Source organism: Rothia uropygioeca (genome assembly GCF_004136585.1).
Taxonomy (GTDB): domain Bacteria; phylum Actinomycetota; class Actinomycetes; order Actinomycetales; family Micrococcaceae; genus Rothia.
Genome location: NZ_NOIR01000003.1, coordinates 182,479 through 198,416, shown reverse-complemented (window position 1 = coordinate 198,416; position 15,938 = coordinate 182,479). Strand labels below are relative to the sequence as shown.

The window sequence follows — 15,938 nt, the reverse complement described above, 5'->3', positions numbered from 1 at the left end:
GTGGGAATCCAATCGCCGCGAATCTAGCGATCACTCAGTCTGAAACGAAGACTCCAGAAGTCTCCCAGTGAGGGACCGTCTAACAGGACGTGCGTGAGCTGAATCAGTCAGAATCGCCTTGAGGTGGATTTCCTTCGGTCTGGGACCGGTAGAACGCCCGCCCAATCAGCTGACGGGCACGTTCGGCATGACGATCACCGGCGAAGATGATCTCGCCAAACCTACCCAAGACATCACCTGCTCCAAGCACGGCCTCGTCGGTGCCGGCTTGGAGGTCTGGGCTCTCTTCAAACTGGCTCTGACTATTCGAGTGCGCCTGCCGCACCAAAGTCTCGTCTTCACCGAGCTTGGCGATGATCGTCGCCAAAGCACCCTCGGTGGTCTCCTCGGACTCACCCAACATGTTCGACAATTCACGCACTACCTCGAGAAGGGCAACCCTCTTCGAGTCCCGTGGCTCGCCGGTCGCGACGGCCGTCGTGCCGGTCACGATGCCGCCGCCGGAAATGTCGATATCGACCGGTTGCTCTTCGACCAGCTGCAACCGGGTCAGCTCGACATCGGAGAGATCAACATTTTCTGATACTTCGGTTTCTCTCAGATGGGGTGCCAGGAGTCGTATGTAGACCGCCTTCTTCGCCAGCTCCGTATCCTCATAATCAACGACCTGAGTCATGAAGTCGTAGAAGTTCAGGAACGAGGTCGTGTTCTTCCGGAACAACTCAAGCTCGTTGACCTCGATGCGGTCATCGGTCAACTGCGCATGCTTCCACCTGTCCCTGAAGCGCTTCTTGGCCGGGCCCAGGCCGGCCGCGATCTTAGCATTAACCTTGGTTCCTGCCCCGGTGCCTTCGGTCAAAAACGCCGTTGCGACGTCGTGGATCTCATCATTTTCGTAGATGTCAGCACTATCGAGCCTGGAGACGATATCCCAGATCAGGTTCGGGTCCGTGGTCTCATCGATGGCGGCGTCGTTGAAGTAGGGCTCGAAGGATGCCTGGATTTCTGCGGGGTCGTTGACGAAATCCACGACCTGGGTCATCGCGGCGGTCTTCTTCGTCCCCTTGGCCGTTGTGTGCGTTCGGTTCAGCCGGGATAAGGTCTGGACCGCCGTGATTCCCGAGAGCTTTTTATCGACGTACATGGCACACAGCAACGGCTGGTCGAAGCCGGTCTGGAATTTATTCGCAACGATCATCACCCGGTACTGCTGGGATTTGAATTCCTGTCGCAAATCACGCGCGCCGGCATCGTTCATGGTTGCTTCGGTCAGGGTCTCCAGGCCGAGTTCGGTGCTGGTCTCGGCGTCTTCGACCGTGCCGGAGAATGCCACAAGGGTCCCGTAGTCCAGGCCCATGGTTTTGATGTACCGGTCGATTTCGCGCTTATACCGCACGGCACCGAGACGGTTGGGCGAGACGACCATGGCTTTGGCCGAGCCATCGAGCAGATGGGCGACGTTGGCTCGGAAGTGCTCGACGATGATCGCGGCCTTCTGCGCGATCGTGATGGGGTTGACCCGCACCCATTGCATGACCTTTTTCCGTGCCTCGGTCTCGTCGACCTCGATGTCCAGCGAGCCGGCGATTTTCTCTCCGAGGTCGAAGTACATCTTGTAGGTCCGATAGCCGCGCAACACGTCGAGAATGAACTCTTCCTCGATCGCCTGCTTCATTGAATACAGGTGGAAGGGCCTGGGCTCGCCCGCGTCGCTGTCACGGTGACCGAATAGCTCAAGGGTCTTTTTCTTCGGAGTCGCGGTGAAGGCGAAGAACGAGGTCCCTTCATGCGAGGCGCGGGCTGCCATCTCATGGCTGAGCATCTTGTTGATCATCATCTGCTCGGCATCGACCTCGACCTCGCCGGTCTCAGCCAGTTCCTCCCGCTGTTCGGCGCTCAGCACTTTCTTCAGGCTCGCCGCGGTATTGCCCGACTGCGACGAGTGGGCTTCGTCGGCGATGACCGCGAACTTCTTCGCTTTCAGGTCCGAGGCGTTTTGGAGCTTGTCCAGGATGAAGGGGAACGTTTGAATCGTGACGACGACGATGAGTTTTCCGGACTCAATGGCATGCCCGAGGGCCCCGGATTTGGAGGTCGTGTTCTCCTCTCGGAGCGCGGCGTATTCCCGGATGGCCTTGTCGTCAATAGTCGCAACAATCGACTGATTATCGGTGTCGATCTGGCGGATGGCCTCTTGCAACTGTGCGTCGAGGACATTGCGGTCGGTGACAACGATGACCGTATCGAAGACCTTCTGATTATCGACCTGAATCCGTGCCAGGCGGTGTGCAAGCCAGGCAATCGAATTCGTCTTACCAGACCCTGCCGAGTGCTGGATAAGAAAACGTCGATCAGGATCCGGGGCGGTGACGGCTCGCTCGAGCTTCTCCACCACGTCCCACTGATGGAAGCGGGGGAAGATCAGCGTGTACGAACGCTTTTGGCGGCCCGTGTTGTCACGGGTCCGAGACTCGGAAATCCAGATATACCGCGAAAGGATCGCCAACCACGCATCACGCGCCAGAACCTGCTCCCAGAAGTACGCGGTCTTCTGCCCGTTCGGATTCAGCGGGTTACCCGCTCCCCCGTCCTCGGTTCCGCGGTTGAACGGCAAAAACCGCGTCTTGGCTGCCTCGAGTTTGGTGGTCATCCAGACCTCGTCCTCGGAGACGGCGAAGTGCACCAAGGCGCGGGTTCCGTTGCCCAGCAACGCGAAGGGTTTCTTGCCCTTGGGTTGAAGCACCCTGTCCCGGTACTGTTGCTTGGCGTTTTCGACCGTTTGGGTGTTCTCGGTTTTGACCTCGGCGGTCGCGACGGGGACACCGTTCAGGAAGAACACCAGGTCGATGGAGTTATTGCCGTCTCCGTAGTGGACTTGGCGCATTACTCGTAGCCGATTCGCCTCATACCGTGCCAGCGTTGACGGGTTCAGCGTGGTCTCGGGCTTGGCCTGCATCATGTCGAACTTGGCGGAACCGGCACCCAGACCGGCAACGTTGAAGCCCTTGCGCAGGGTGCGTAGGGCCCCCTCGCGGTCGGTCATGGGCTTGTCCAGGCTCGCGGTCAGCCGGTCCAGCAACATGCGACGACGTTTGGCTTCATCCGTGGATCCGGGCTTGATGAACTTCTCGAACGTCTCCTTTTGGGTCTCCTGGAGCCACGCGAAGACGTCCTCCGGTACGAGCGCGCGGTCGACGTCGTAGAGGTCGTCGTTCTCGGAGTAGAGCCACCCGTGCGCCGCCAAGTATTCGGCAAGCTCGCGCTCGAACTCGATTTCCTTATGCTGACCACTCATGATGCCGTCCTTACATCGATTTGACCGGTGACTGCTGCGGTGATGAGTGCCGCGCGGCGTTCCTGGGAGAGGGTGATGAGGTCCTCTGATTCGGAGATAAGTTCGTCGATACGGGATGTTTGGTCGTCGAGATAGGCCGTCACCTGACGCTGTTCGCCGACCGAAGGCAACCAAATTGGCAACCCACGGAGAAGAGGTAGACGAACGTTATTGACAGTTGATCCGTTCGAATGAGCCCGAAAGTAATCCTGCACGATGCGGCTATAGATTTGCCACATGATGAACCGGCCGTCCGCTCGAGCCTGGTTCACTCGCAGAAGTACCATTCTCTGGCCAAGGCAAACATTTATATCTGGGACCATACATGCTTCTCCGGCAGGAGCCTCTCGGGTAAAAAGAACATCCCCTAACCTCGGAGCTCCGCCAGCATTACGTTCGCGCCAAGTGGCCTCCGATACTCGAAGCCCATGCCCTTGCCTGAAGCTACCGTTTCGTATGGATGCCGTACGAACCGCCTCAAACTCCCCATCGAGATCGATCTCTGGGGTGCTGTGAGGACAATCCACCACATCAAGACAGGCAGCGTACATACGGCTGTTCACATCCTTCACCCCGAACACCGAGTCGATCACAGCTTGACGCCGCTCCCGAAGAGTTTCGATGAGACTACGTTGCTCGGTGATCAGCTCGTCGATCTTCTGCGTCTCGCGGTCCAGATACGCAACGATCGCATCCTGTGTGTCACGCGGTGGTCTCGGTAGGGCCATAGACTTCAATACTGGTCGATCAAAACTAGTCGAACGTTCGCGTATCCCCTTCGCAAGCGCACGAATGAATCCAGCTCGCGACGCAGCTCGCAAAGAGTGGACTATGAATTCCGGGTTATCGCTTGGGGCGGTGTAAATATGCACCACGGGAGACATCTTTCCGTCAGAGTCGGACACGCCAATTGCCCCAGCAAAAGCATCCATGGAGTGAATGACAACTTCGCCTCGGCGGACCCCTTGGTAACCGATCTCTTTAACGGATTCAGTGAATCCATCAACCCGGCGATTTGATCGTAGAGTCACCTGCCCGTCACGAAAGGCGGTGACCGTCATGTCATTCGATTGCGGATCGCGCCTGACAGGTTCCAGCATGGCCCTTGCAGGAACGACTTGCCAGTTCGATGGCAGCTCCGATGTCCAGGGTAGCCAGCTCACGCCTCCACCGCCTTCAACAGCGTCAGGATCTTGGCGACCTTCGCCTCCAACTCCTTATCGATCTCCTCGAGTGGCCGTGGCGGCACGTACTTGTAGAAGATCCGTGTGAACGGGATTTCGTAGCCGACCTTGGTCTTCTTGGGATCGATCCAGGCGTCGGGCACATGCGGTGCCACCTCGGCGTCGAAGTACGCCTTGATCGTCGCATCCTTGCCAACAGCACCGTCGGTGTTGCCGCCGTAGGTAAACGGCACGTTCTCGGTGTCGCGTTTCTTGCTGTCCGGCTTCGGATTGCCCTTCCGATCGCGGACCACCTCGTCGTTCTCGTCGAACAAAGGCCTCTCAACGGTAATGGTCCAGTACCCGAACTCGCTGGTGGGCAAGATCTTGGAATGCTCGCCTTCCTCATGCGCGTCGTAGATCCCCACGATCTCATCACGTTGAGCAACGGAAATCTCGCGGCGCTTGGACCCCATGCCCTTACGCAGTTTGGTCCACATGCAACTGGCATCAATCAGCTGGACGGTCCCGCGTCGCTCGGGCTGCTTGTCGTTGTCGAGGATCCACACATAGGTGGCGATACCGGTGTTGAAGAACATGTCGGTGGGCAAGGCAATGATCGCGTCCACAAGATCCTCTTCGAGCAGCCATTGCCGAATCTTGGACGGCCCCGACTCCGCGGCACCGGTGAACAGAGGCGATCCATTCAGGACGATGCCGGCTCGGCCACCACCTTCATGAGCCGGCCGCATCTTCGCGACCAGGTGCTGCAAGAACAACATCTGCCCATCGCTAACCGGCGGCAGTCCTGCATTAAACCGGCCCATGCCCCCAGCACGATGCTCTTCCTTCACGAAATCCTCGGCGGCCTTCCAATCGACCCCGTATGGCGGATTGGAAAGACAAAAATCGAAGGTCCGACCGTAGAACCGATCAGTGATCAGGGTGTCGCCCTTGCCGATATTGCCGATCTCCTGGCCCTTGGAAATCATGTCCGACTTACAAATCGCGTACGACTGTCCGTTGATTTCCTGGCCGTATAAGGTCAACCGGGCGCTGGGGTTACGCTCGTGCAACCGCTCTTCGGCCACCGACAACATGCCGCCGGTACCCGCGGTGGGGTCATACACCGTCCGCACGACGCCCTGACCGGTTAGTGATTCTTGTTCCTCGGCAAAGAGGACGTCGACCATCAAACGAATTGCGTCGCGAGGGGTGTAGTGCTCGCCGGCTTCCTCATTCGAGGCTTCGGCGAATTTGTAGATCAGGTGTTCGTAGAGGTTGCCCATCTCGGCGTTGGTGATGGCCTCCGGGTGCAGGTTCACCCCGGCGAACCTCTCCACGACCAGGTAGAGCCGATTGTTCTCGTCCAGGATATTGATGACCTGTTCGAAGCCGAACTGCTCGAAGACATCGATGTTCGATGAGAAGCTGGTGATGTATTCGATGAGGTTCTCGCGGAGCTGGTCCGGGTCCTCGAGCAACCGGTCGAAGTCGTATTGGCTGGTGTTATAGAACGCCAAGCCCGTGGCTCTGCGCATCTGCGCATCCAGAACACCTCCGGTATGTTTCTTAGCCAGGGCCCGCATCTGATCCCTGCTTGGGGCCATCAGCGCATCAAGACGGCGCAAGATCGTGAACGGCAGGACGATGCTACCGTACTGATGCGGTTTGTAGATGCCACGGAGTTGATCAGCGATCGACCAGACGAAGGGCCCGAGGTTGCTCATGCGAAGATTCGGCTTTCTCTAGAAAAGTGTCCCCTCTCAGGCTAGAGGGTGGTACCGAGATCAGAGCAGCTCCTGTATGCGGCGAGTTGACTGAGGCCTTGACATGGAGTCCTAGGTACAGGCCCGAAAGAGGCTTTCTTCAGGAGTAAGGACAATCGGTCGTTTGTGTTCAACTCATAATCAAGAACCAACAGCCTGCGGGCGTTGCCGCTTTTGGCCGGAGTTCTGTGATCGCCGAGTAGCGCAGTCGGTAGGATTGGTGACCATCCCTCATCGGGCGTCGAGCGAGCCTGGGCTATTCCAAGCACTTGCGCATTTTGAAGTTTGTCAACGTCACCCCTCGCTTGACCGGGTGTTGTTGAGTGACGACAACGAAACCCTGGCTCTCGAAGAAGGGCCGTGCCGTAACGCTGACGTCGGCCGACAACCCGCGGACATTCCTCGCGCGAGCTAGGTTCTCGCCGTGGGCGAGTAATTTCGTTGCCACCCCGCGTCGCAGAAAGGTCGGGGCTACGAACATCATGTCCACATAGCCGTTGCCACCCACATCGGAGAACCCAGCCATCTGGCCACCCACAATTGCGACGAAACTTCCCCGATTCAGCATCGCAGCGCCCCAGCGATCGAGGCCGCGTGCCTCTGGGGCGGCCCATGCCTGGATCTGCTCGGCCGTGTAGTCCGCAGAGGCAGTCTCGGTGACAGCAGCCAAGAATATAGCCAAGGTGTCAGCCGCATCCCCGTGCTTGTAGGGTCGCACTTCGACTGACGAGCGATCGGAAGCCAGCGGTGTCATCACCCACATAGTCTGCCATTAGGCAGAGCCCTAGTCATCAAGCACCGCCCGCAAGACGGCCCTCAACGGTGCACGCGGACTGTCCCAAGAAAGTATCGGCTATGCACCGGATAACCCACCGTGAGCGGGTCTTTACGCGGGCAGGCCATACGGGAATTCAGGAGCCGCTAAATCTAACGGCGATCCAATCCACCGGGAAGCCTACTCAGGGCGCACCGGTGAGGGACCGGCAATCGGTCATGTGGGGACTTCCTGGTGGGGGTATCGACGTCGCAGGGCGAGGGATATATAAACCAGTCCGATGAGGACAGGTACCTCAATCAGGGGACCGATCACTCCAGCCAAGGCCTGACCGCTGGATACGCCGAAAGTCGCGATGGAGACAGCGATAGCCAGTTCGAAGTTGTTCCCCGCGGCGGTGAACGCCAGCGTCGTGGTGCGTTGATAGGAAAATCGCAGGGACCTGCCCGTCAGGTATCCAACACCCCACATGATCGCGAAATATGCCAGCAGAGGCACGGCTATACGTGCGACATCTGCCGGTTGGCGGGTGATCCGGTCACCTTGGAGAGCAAAAAGGATCACGATGGTAAACAGTAGACCGTACAAGGCCAGCGGACCGATTTTCGGCAGAAAAGATGTTTCGTAGGCTTGCCGGCCCCAATGGCGTTGGCCAAAACGTCTGGAGAAGAACCCGGCGGCTAGAGGAATTCCCAGGAATATCAGAACGGACCCGGCGATACTAGCCGCAGAGACTTCCAGACGGGCCTGCGACAGCCCGAGCCAACCAGGGAGAAAATCGAGGTAAAACCAGCCCAGACCGGCGAAGGCAATGACTTGGAAGATGGAGTTGATAGCGACTAATACCGCGGCTGCTTCTCGATCGCCACAAGCCAGATCGTTCCAGATGATGACCATGGCAATACAACGAGCCAAACCGACAATGATCAACCCGGTCCGGTAGGCCGGAAGACCCGGCAAAAACACCCACGCCAGTATGAACATCACCGCTGGTCCAACCACCCAGTTCAGGATCAAAGATGACACCAACAGACGCTTATCCGAAGTAACGTGACCGAGCCGGTCGTAGCGAACTTTGGCTAGCACCGGATACATCATCACCAAAAGCCCCAGCGCGATCGGCAGAGATACTCCTTGGATCTCGATTGCAGATAAGGCCGAACCTAGACCGGGGGCCAGTCGCCCCACACCGAGTCCGACCAGCATGGCCAGGATGATCCACACCGGTAAGAACCGATCCAGGACAGACAGTTGCGAAGCCGCCGTTGCATCATTCCTCACGCAATGGCCTTCCCGTCGGAAGTGCTACAGCAGGGCCCTGACTGCGCATCGAAATCTCCAGATCCTCCGCACACTCCAGTCTCCGGGACATCTAATTGAAGGCTTCTGGCAGCCTGAAGGTCTCCTGCCAGGTATGCAGCGATAGAGCGGACTTGTTCGAAACCAATCATCGCCAGAAATGAGGGGGCCCGGCCGTAGGACTTGATCCCGGCGATAAACAAACCCATATCTGGTTGCTCCAAGGCTTGATACCCGTGGGCAGGCACTGACCCACACGAGTGCCAATTGGGGTCGATGTCTCCAGCAATGCCGGCGGGAGCTTCCAGTTGGTGGTCTAAATCCAGTCGGACTTCGGAGAGAAACGACAAGTCCGGACGGAACCCGGTTGCACATACAATACGGTCGAGCCCTTCGACCACCTCACCGTTCGAAGAAACCAGGCCCACTGTGCCCGCGGAACCCGAGCGTACTTCAGCAGCCCTGAAACGAGTCACGACCGTAATCCTGCCGTCGGCAACCGCGCGACGCACCTTATCCCCCAGTGCTGCCCGAGCGGGCAACTCATCGTTCTCCCCACCCCCGAGGGCCTGATCGGCAGAACCTCGTCGCAACACCCACAGCACCGATGCCGAAGCATTGGGGCCCTGACGAGTCAATGCCACCAGTGAAGTCAACGCCGAAGCTCCAGAACCGAGGACCGCTACCTTTTGCCCGGACCAGGTGGCATCAGTAGGATCCGGCATCGTGTGAACGATCTGGTCGGCATGGTCGTTTTCCCCGGTGACCGGGTAACCTTCGGAGCCGAGCGGGTTCGGCCGTTGCCACGTTCCGGTCGCATCTACGACCGCGCGGGCCAGAACCCGCTCGATTGTTCCGTCAGGCCGATAGGTGTGCACTACATAGGGCTGTTCGGACCGACCTGATTCAACGACGAGGTCCCGATCCAGGCGGGCGACTCCGACAACGCGTCGGTCGAAGCGGATCCACGGGGATAGGGCTTGACCCAGTGGTTCCAGATAATCGCTAACCCATTGCCGACCAGTCGGATACACAGACTCTTTGGGCATGGTCCAATCCGATCCCAGTTGCCTGGCCACAGCCGCCGAGACGAGCTCGCTCCAGGGGGAGAACATACGTACATGCCCCCACTGGCGCACGCTTTCGGCAACGCGATCCGATTTTTCAAGCACTAGAACGGCCTGGTCTCGGCCACGTAATTCAGCCGCGCACGTCAGACCAATGGGGCCAGCCCCCAGAACGATGACCGGCAAGTCCGCGGTGGGTGATTGCACAGAACGCCTCCTACTTTGATGCATATCGATATAGCGATTGTTGCCTCGTGATTCGATAGTTGTCAAACTAGGAGTATGTCCGCCTTACCAACTCCACCGCCACCCCGTCCTCCGTCCAATATCCCCGCCACAGAAGATCGGATCCGGGAGGCTGCCGAAATTTTCAAGGCATTAGCAGACCCAGTTCGATTGCGCTTGTATCTGGCAATCCGGGCGGCATGGCCTGGGGATGTTTGCGTCTGCGACCTGCCAGACCAGGAGGTTTCCCAGGCCACCGTCTCCCACCACCTGCGCAAACTCAGAGAATCAGGCTTAGTGACGGCCGCACGCAAGGGGACCTGGGTTCATTATTGCGCCGTCAGAGACACCGAAATAGATGCGATCAGCATCATCAGGTAAATAGAGGCGTGACACCGAGGCGATCTGGGTCGATTATGCACTCGTCACCATCTGATGCCCTTGCACCGAGTCATCGAGCATGGTCAACTACAAGTGTCACACCTCACTATGAAGGTCACAAAGCACCCATGAACCTCTCTTCGTCTTTCCCCCTCCGTGTATCTGCCATCGGTGCAGCGGCGGCACTCAGTCTGGGCGCACTGACCATAGCAGGGCCCGTTAGCACCTCGACGCCAGCAAGCGCGGCAGAGACCGCAGCCAAGAGTCCCTGCCCATACAAGGGCAGCCACTCTCTCATCAAGAAGAACGCCGGGAACATCACCTCCGACGTCAAACACGCCCAGTGCCTCCTCAACCTTCTCGGCTACAACCTTAAAGTCGACGGCATCTTCGGGGTCGGGACAGAAAATGCTGTCAAAGACTGGCAATCAAAGCACAAAGCCCTCAAGGTCGACGGTGTCATCGGCGCTAAGACATGGGACTCGCTCCACGCAGGAGTCAAATAGCCTCGCATCACCACTCATGAAGGGTCCGTCCCACTTGGGCGGGCCCTTCATGAGTAATCAGTACGAAAAATGCTCACAAGCCAGCGCGTTGCACAGCCCGATATACCGTAGACCGAGCCACTCCGAACAACTCCGCGATCTCAGCCGTCGTGTGTTCCCCGCCCCGATACAACGAGACCAGATGCTTCTCCTGGGACGTCGAGAGCTTCGGCTTCTTACCCCGCAATCTCCCCTTGGTTTTGGCTACTGCCATGCCCTCACGGGTACGCATGCGGATTAGATCAGCTTCGAACTCGGCAACCATACCCAGCACGTTGAACAACAGCCTGCCGATGGGATCCTCAGGATCATAAACACTGCCGCCGATATTCAGAGTCACGCCTTTGGTCGTCAGTTCGGCCGCGAGGTCACGAGCATCCGGCAAGGACCGGGCCAACCTGTCCAGCTTGGTCAAGTGTCCCGGTGAGGGACCCTCGAACGGGCATCACACTGCGTGACAAGGACCTAAAGACCTACATGCACGCGCAAATGTCTGCTTGAATGGAAGCAATCGTTCGGCCCGCCCCAACCTTGGTTGGGAGCGGGCTGGATCTTTTTAACCTCTGGAGTTCCGTCCATGACCAGACGCATAAAGGCGACCAAGACGATTGCCGAACATATCCACCTCTTGCGATCCCGTGGGATGGAGGTTAACGCGACCCTGGCGGAACAGTGGCTCTCCAACGTTAGCTACTACCGAATGTCGGCATACTGGCACCCAGCCCGGGCTTTGGACAGCACGGACCGTCCCACTGATCGATTCAAGCAGGGGACAGCGTTCGAAAATGCCACGCTTCTGTATGAGGCAGACCGCAAGCTTCGCACCCGGGTACATGACGGCATGGAACGAATTGAGATCGCCCTACGAACTCGTGTGGGTGAGCAACTCTGCAAGCAAGACCCCCTCGCCTACACCAACCCGTCCAATTTTCGCGAGACTTTCAACCACGTCAAATGGGTCACCACGGAGAATAGACGCGTCTCGCGCGCCCTTCCTCACAATGAAGCCATAAAGCATTACAAGCGCGAGTACGGCCATTTTCCCTTTTGGGTCCTTGCCGAAGTCCTCGACTTTGGTGATGCTTCACGCCTCTACGCAGGGCTGCGAGACGAGGACCAACGCGAAATCGCAGATGGACTCGGGTTTAGTATCAACTACGGTGCGCTGACGAGGATCCAACGAGCCAAGACAAGAGAGCAGCATCCGCTCGTGAGGTGGATGCATCAGCTGACCATCATCCGTAATACCTGTGCCCATCACGGACGCCTATGGAACAAATCCTTCACACCTGCAGCTACATCAGCACTTCGAGCGATCCCGGGGCTTGAGCTTCTACCTGAAGGCCAGAGTGAGCGAATCTTTGGAGCCCTTAGTGTGATGGCGTATCTATTACGAGTGGTCTCACCAGGAACGACTTGGCCCGATAAAGTCACTCAACTTATCGAGACGACATTCCTAACTAATCCCCTGGTAGACCAAGGGAGTCTCGGAATTCCTTCGACCCGATCGCACCACCTATAAATACGGTGGTTTCTGCAACGGTCTCTCCTGATGTCGTGGTTGTCTTTGTTTAATGAGACGTAGTTGTCCCGTGAGCGTTTGATCGGGGAGCCCACGCCAACGGTGATAACCCATAGATGCCTACGGGTTGTTCGATCGTCTGCTGGTCCACGGTCAGTGGTGGGGTCACGAGGGTGAGCTTCCCATAAGGTGAATCCATGGCAACCGTGGGTACAGTCAGTCCCGTAGGCGCATCAAATGTCGGGGGTTGGTAGGCAAGGAGGGTGCGGGCTGCCCCAAGAAGGCTGATCCGGATGATGCCTGAACTCTCGTTGGCAAGAGAGTCCATGACGTGTGCTGCCATAACGTACCCGGTGGAGTGATCGAGAGCCTGTACCGGCAATGCTCCAGGGCGGGGTTCGCGATTACTGCAGTAGGTAGCGATTCCGCAGGCGGCTTGGACGATGGAATCGAATCCAGGCCGTTGCGCCCAGGGACCACGCTCTCCCCATGCCGACAGGGACGCAATGACGAGATGCGAGTGGCGATCGAGTAGATCATCAGGATCAAGACCGAAGCGTGTCATCGACCCGGGCCGATAGCCAAGTAAGACAACATCAGCACTCGAGAACAGGGTTTCAAGATTTTCTCGGCAGGTGGTCAGATCGATGGTGGATGATCGTTTGCCCATCCCAGTTGAGAGGTGTTGTTCCAGAAGCTCGGGCCGGTTGGGCGGGTCGATACGCAAGACATCAGCGCCGAGGCAAGCCAGTAGCTGTGAACAGGTCGGGCCCGCGATGACCCGGGTGAAATCCAGAACCCGCACCCTATCAAGCAAGGAACACTCCGATGTCGCAGGCAACGGGGGCCGCTCTTGGTGCTGCTCAACAGCAACCCAAGGGTCATTGGCAGTTGCTACACCCTGGGGGTGACCACCCCATTGCTGCCCGGTGCGGACCGCCACGGCGATCCCGCGCTCCTGAGTGATCGCGCTTTCAACCTCGAGTGCAGTCCACTCCCTCAAAACGTTGGTGAGTTCATCACTTGTCGATGCACCGAGTGCCCGAGTGATGGCAGCAGCGTGGTGCGGGTAGTTCGCATGCAACCGCACCCACCCTTCAGCGGTGGGAAAGTATCCGGACATGGGTGCCCAGCCAGACGGTTCGCGACCGTCAACCCGCAGATGCTCGATCGCTGCAAAGGACGCCGCAACCCGTGCAGGACTGGCGTCGAAACGCATCGGCGCGCGTCTCCTCTTCGCCAAGCGTTCGGCTGCCTCTTTGGCCTGCACAATGGAGGTCCATGCCAACCGCTCCACATCTAATGAGCAGTCCCACCAGCGACGCGGTTCGAAGTCCATGTTAAAAATTATCCCCCCAGATCCTTTTTGACGGCGTTCAGGGACGATGGCGGTCTGCACGCTATTACTCTTCAGCGCTCTGGCCGTCGTCTCCATCGACCAAGCGGATAATCATTTGGATCTCCTCCGCAACGGAGTCATCATCGATCCACGCCGCGATTAGACCACGCGCCTCCTCTTCGATCTCACTGAGGGAGGTCGCCTGACCGACCGGCATGATCGCAACCCCGGTGGTTGGTGACGGCTCCCCCAGTTCGGGGATTCTGAAGACCCAGAAATCGGTCTCGGCCGTGACCTCACGATGCGCGAAGACCTCATACAACGACTCAGACGGTGTTTGTTCGTTCACTTTTGCTGCTCCTTGGGTGAGGACGGGCGGTGCGCGTACTGCTCTGACATCATGTGATGGCATTTCATGTCATGGCATGTCGCATGCTTGTCCTCGTGAAAGCTCAATCCGTGGATCATGACCGACCCGGCCCGAAGTTCTTGCAAGCAGGTGCTGCCCGGTTTGCCCCGGAACAGGGCCGGTCATGATGGATGGATTCGTTCTAGGCCGGTGACAGGCTCTTGGACGGATCCTTCGGGTCGGAACCTGGCTGATCGCCCAGCAGGTCCGGATCGACCCCGGCAGCCCGAACGGCTGCCCTCTTGTCGCGCTCGGTGAGCACGTTGACGATGCTCTCGTAGCTACTGGTGATCGGCGGATTCTTCACCGTCCCGTAGGAGAGCACGTACATGCTGTTCATCGCCCGGGTGAAGGCGACATAGAACATCCGCTTCAGCTCCTGACTCATCGAGGGGTTCTCCTTGTGCAGGACCACGACGTTGTCGAACTCCATACCCTTGGCCCCGTGAATGGTCGAGACCACCAGATCCGCCTGGGCCTCAGAGTTCTTGGCCTTGCGGTCCCGGTTGCGCTGATTGGTCAACGACTGCCTGACCCCAAGGGGGTATATACAGCTTGTACCAGATGAAGTGGTACAGCCTTTCGCCTGCAAAATCAGGGGATTAGGCGCTTTTCCGCCTTCGATGTACCACATCGATTTTGACAAGTGGTACAGGCCCCTGCCCTGATATACCGGCTAGAACATACCCCCTGTACCACTTGTACCATTTAATATGAAATATCCATCACGCCCGCCTGCGCACACGCGCACACGCATGTAAGTCCCTCGAAAAGGGTGGTACATGTGGCACAAACGGCGCGATCCCCGGTATATCAGTCGAATCGCCGTACCACTAGTTTATAGACTAGTGGTACAGCCCCCTTTGAAGGGCGCTCCCGAGGCTCGCGATCACAGTCGCATACCCCGATCTACTGGGCTTCGTCCCCAGAGCTGAGGATGTACCACATCTCTGGTACACATCATCAGGCCGATAAACCATTGGTGATCGACTTCTGAACCTCGCCCCTCGGATGAGCTGCAGGGAGCTCTACATCAGTGGTACATCTTGGGGCAACCTATCCGACACATGTCTAGGTGAGGGAGCACGCCACCCAGAGATAATGATTTCGGAAATCATTTCGCCCGACTAGATCCAGGTCAAAACGCCCTCGCAGCCTCGCGACCACGCATAACCTCCTGGTTGACGGCCCTCTCTCGCCGAGAGAACGCCGACAACACTCACCGTAAGGGAAATTGGCCTCCAGCATGATGTTGGCCTCCCCAGGGCAAGCAGATGGCAAGAATAGAGTTGCTTGCCAAGGTTGACGATGCAGCTCCGCCTACGCCCAGCTCCTGCAGCGGATGACTCCCATCAAGCAGCATTTGGCCCACCGGACGCCGTAAACAAGGTGCGCCTTCGCCTCTCTGGCCCACCGGTCAGAAGTTGGCAAAGGGCTGACCGACGAAAACTGGTCAGCAACATTGACCATTTTGTTCGCAGGCGGATGCCATACAGCCCTCGTCGAGCCGATCCACATATATATATCCTGACAACACCTTTGGCGCAGATAGCACCCGTGCCAGCTCCGCTGGCTGTGAGCCGCCCTCCCCTGCCTTGATCCTGAAGACCACTGGCACGATTTGGCGCGTCCGGAACGGACGAGAGCACCCCGATCGCCGGGTCTTCAGCGCAGCGGCTCACTTTTACACTCAAGCGACCGCAGGGAGCGGATGGGCATACCGAAGGAGCGCCAGCGACTGAAGGACAGGGAGCGATAGCGACCGGGGAAAAACCGTCGGCTATGCCGACCACCACCGTCTCGCAGCGAAGCGCAGAGACCGGAGCGCAGCGGAGGGTCCGCAGGACCGGTGGTGCCAGTTTTTCTTATGCCCTTTTCACTTCTCCACCCTCTGCATCGCGTCCGGAGCCTTGGCGGAGGACCGATGCGTGCTATATCAGGGGAAACGTCTTGACCGTACGGGTCCGGATTCAACACTTTTTGCGCGGAGCGCGTGTCCGGACACGGCTGTTTCCCCTGGTTTTGTCGCCTTCATGGTGTACGCCTGTTTTGTTGCCTCTGGCAACACCGGTCAAACGCCGTTCGCGCCGTCGTGAGGGACGAACGACGG

12 protein-coding genes and 1 pseudogene are annotated in these 15,938 nt (G+C 58.2%); 3 read left to right on the top strand and 10 right to left on the bottom strand.

Translation table 11 applies throughout. From position 1 onward, the window contains the following. Positions 1 to 103: 103 nt before the first annotated feature. The 6 genes from EWR20_RS08965 to EWR20_RS08940 form a co-directional block, all read right to left on the bottom strand. Complete coding sequence (locus EWR20_RS08965) at positions 104 to 3,295, bottom strand: type I restriction endonuclease subunit R (RefSeq protein ID WP_129360322.1); 3,192 nt, start codon at positions 3,293 to 3,295, stop codon at positions 104 to 106. After that, positions 3,292 to 4,497 (bottom strand): restriction endonuclease subunit S domain-containing protein, encoded by a 1,206-nt coding sequence (locus EWR20_RS08960; protein WP_129360321.1) that lies wholly within the window; start codon positions 4,495 to 4,497, stop codon positions 3,292 to 3,294. The genes EWR20_RS08965 and EWR20_RS08960 overlap by 4 nt, the downstream gene beginning before the upstream one ends. Beyond that, complete coding sequence (locus EWR20_RS08955; protein ID WP_129360320.1) at positions 4,494 to 6,227, bottom strand: type I restriction-modification system subunit M; 1,734 nt, start codon at positions 6,225 to 6,227, stop codon at positions 4,494 to 4,496. The genes EWR20_RS08960 and EWR20_RS08955 overlap by 4 nt, the downstream gene beginning before the upstream one ends. 295 nt (positions 6,228 to 6,522) lie before the next feature. Further along, a complete protein-coding gene (locus EWR20_RS08950) occupies positions 6,523 to 7,020 on the bottom strand; it encodes a GNAT family N-acetyltransferase (RefSeq protein WP_129360535.1) in 498 nt (165 codons plus the stop codon). Between the two features lie 237 nt (positions 7,021 to 7,257). Next, positions 7,258 to 8,322 (bottom strand): ACR3 family arsenite efflux transporter, encoded by a 1,065-nt coding sequence (gene arsB / locus EWR20_RS08945; protein WP_129360319.1) that lies wholly within the window; start codon positions 8,320 to 8,322, stop codon positions 7,258 to 7,260. Further along, positions 8,319 to 9,614 carry an NAD(P)-binding domain-containing protein gene (locus EWR20_RS08940; RefSeq protein ID WP_238147684.1) on the bottom strand — a complete coding sequence of 432 codons (1,296 nt, stop codon included), beginning with the start codon at positions 9,612 to 9,614 and terminating at the stop codon, positions 8,319 to 8,321. The genes arsB and EWR20_RS08940 overlap by 4 nt, the downstream gene beginning before the upstream one ends. A 75-nt stretch (positions 9,615 to 9,689) precedes the next feature. Between EWR20_RS08940 and EWR20_RS08935 the strand changes: the two genes are divergently transcribed. Both EWR20_RS08935 and EWR20_RS08930 read left to right on the top strand, forming a co-directional pair. Further along, a complete protein-coding gene (locus tag EWR20_RS08935) occupies positions 9,690 to 10,013 on the top strand; it encodes an ArsR/SmtB family transcription factor (RefSeq protein WP_129316092.1) in 324 nt (107 codons plus the stop codon). Positions 10,014 to 10,141: 128 nt separating this feature from the next. Beyond that, on the top strand, positions 10,142 to 10,519 hold the full coding sequence (locus EWR20_RS08930) for a peptidoglycan-binding domain-containing protein (RefSeq protein WP_129360317.1): 378 nt from the start codon (positions 10,142 to 10,144) through the stop codon (positions 10,517 to 10,519). A gap of 73 nt (positions 10,520 to 10,592) precedes the next feature. Here the strand turns inward: EWR20_RS08930 and EWR20_RS08925 are convergent. Next, a pseudogene (locus tag EWR20_RS08925) lies at positions 10,593 to 10,973 on the bottom strand (recombinase family protein); the annotation flags it as partial. A gap of 162 nt (positions 10,974 to 11,135) precedes the next feature. Here EWR20_RS08925 and EWR20_RS08920 point away from each other — a divergent pair. Beyond that, complete coding sequence (locus EWR20_RS08920) at positions 11,136 to 12,080, top strand: Abi family protein (RefSeq protein ID WP_129360315.1); 945 nt, start codon at positions 11,136 to 11,138, stop codon at positions 12,078 to 12,080. A gap of 49 nt (positions 12,081 to 12,129) precedes the next feature. Here the strand turns inward: EWR20_RS08920 and EWR20_RS08915 are convergent, their stop codons facing one another. From EWR20_RS08915 to EWR20_RS08905, 3 genes are all read right to left on the bottom strand, one after another. Then, a complete protein-coding gene (locus EWR20_RS08915; protein WP_129360314.1) occupies positions 12,130 to 13,419 on the bottom strand; it encodes a CoA transferase in 1,290 nt (429 codons plus the stop codon). Between the two features lie 64 nt (positions 13,420 to 13,483). Continuing rightward, a complete protein-coding gene (locus EWR20_RS08910; RefSeq protein WP_129360313.1) occupies positions 13,484 to 13,768 on the bottom strand; it encodes a hypothetical protein in 285 nt (94 codons plus the stop codon). 202 nt (positions 13,769 to 13,970) lie between these two features. After that, the gene (locus EWR20_RS08905) at positions 13,971 to 14,351 is read right to left on the bottom strand and encodes a 3'-5' exonuclease (protein ID WP_202864798.1); all 381 of its coding nucleotides are present in this window, start codon (positions 14,349 to 14,351) and stop codon (positions 13,971 to 13,973) included. Positions 14,352 to 15,938: the final 1,587 nt, after the last annotated feature.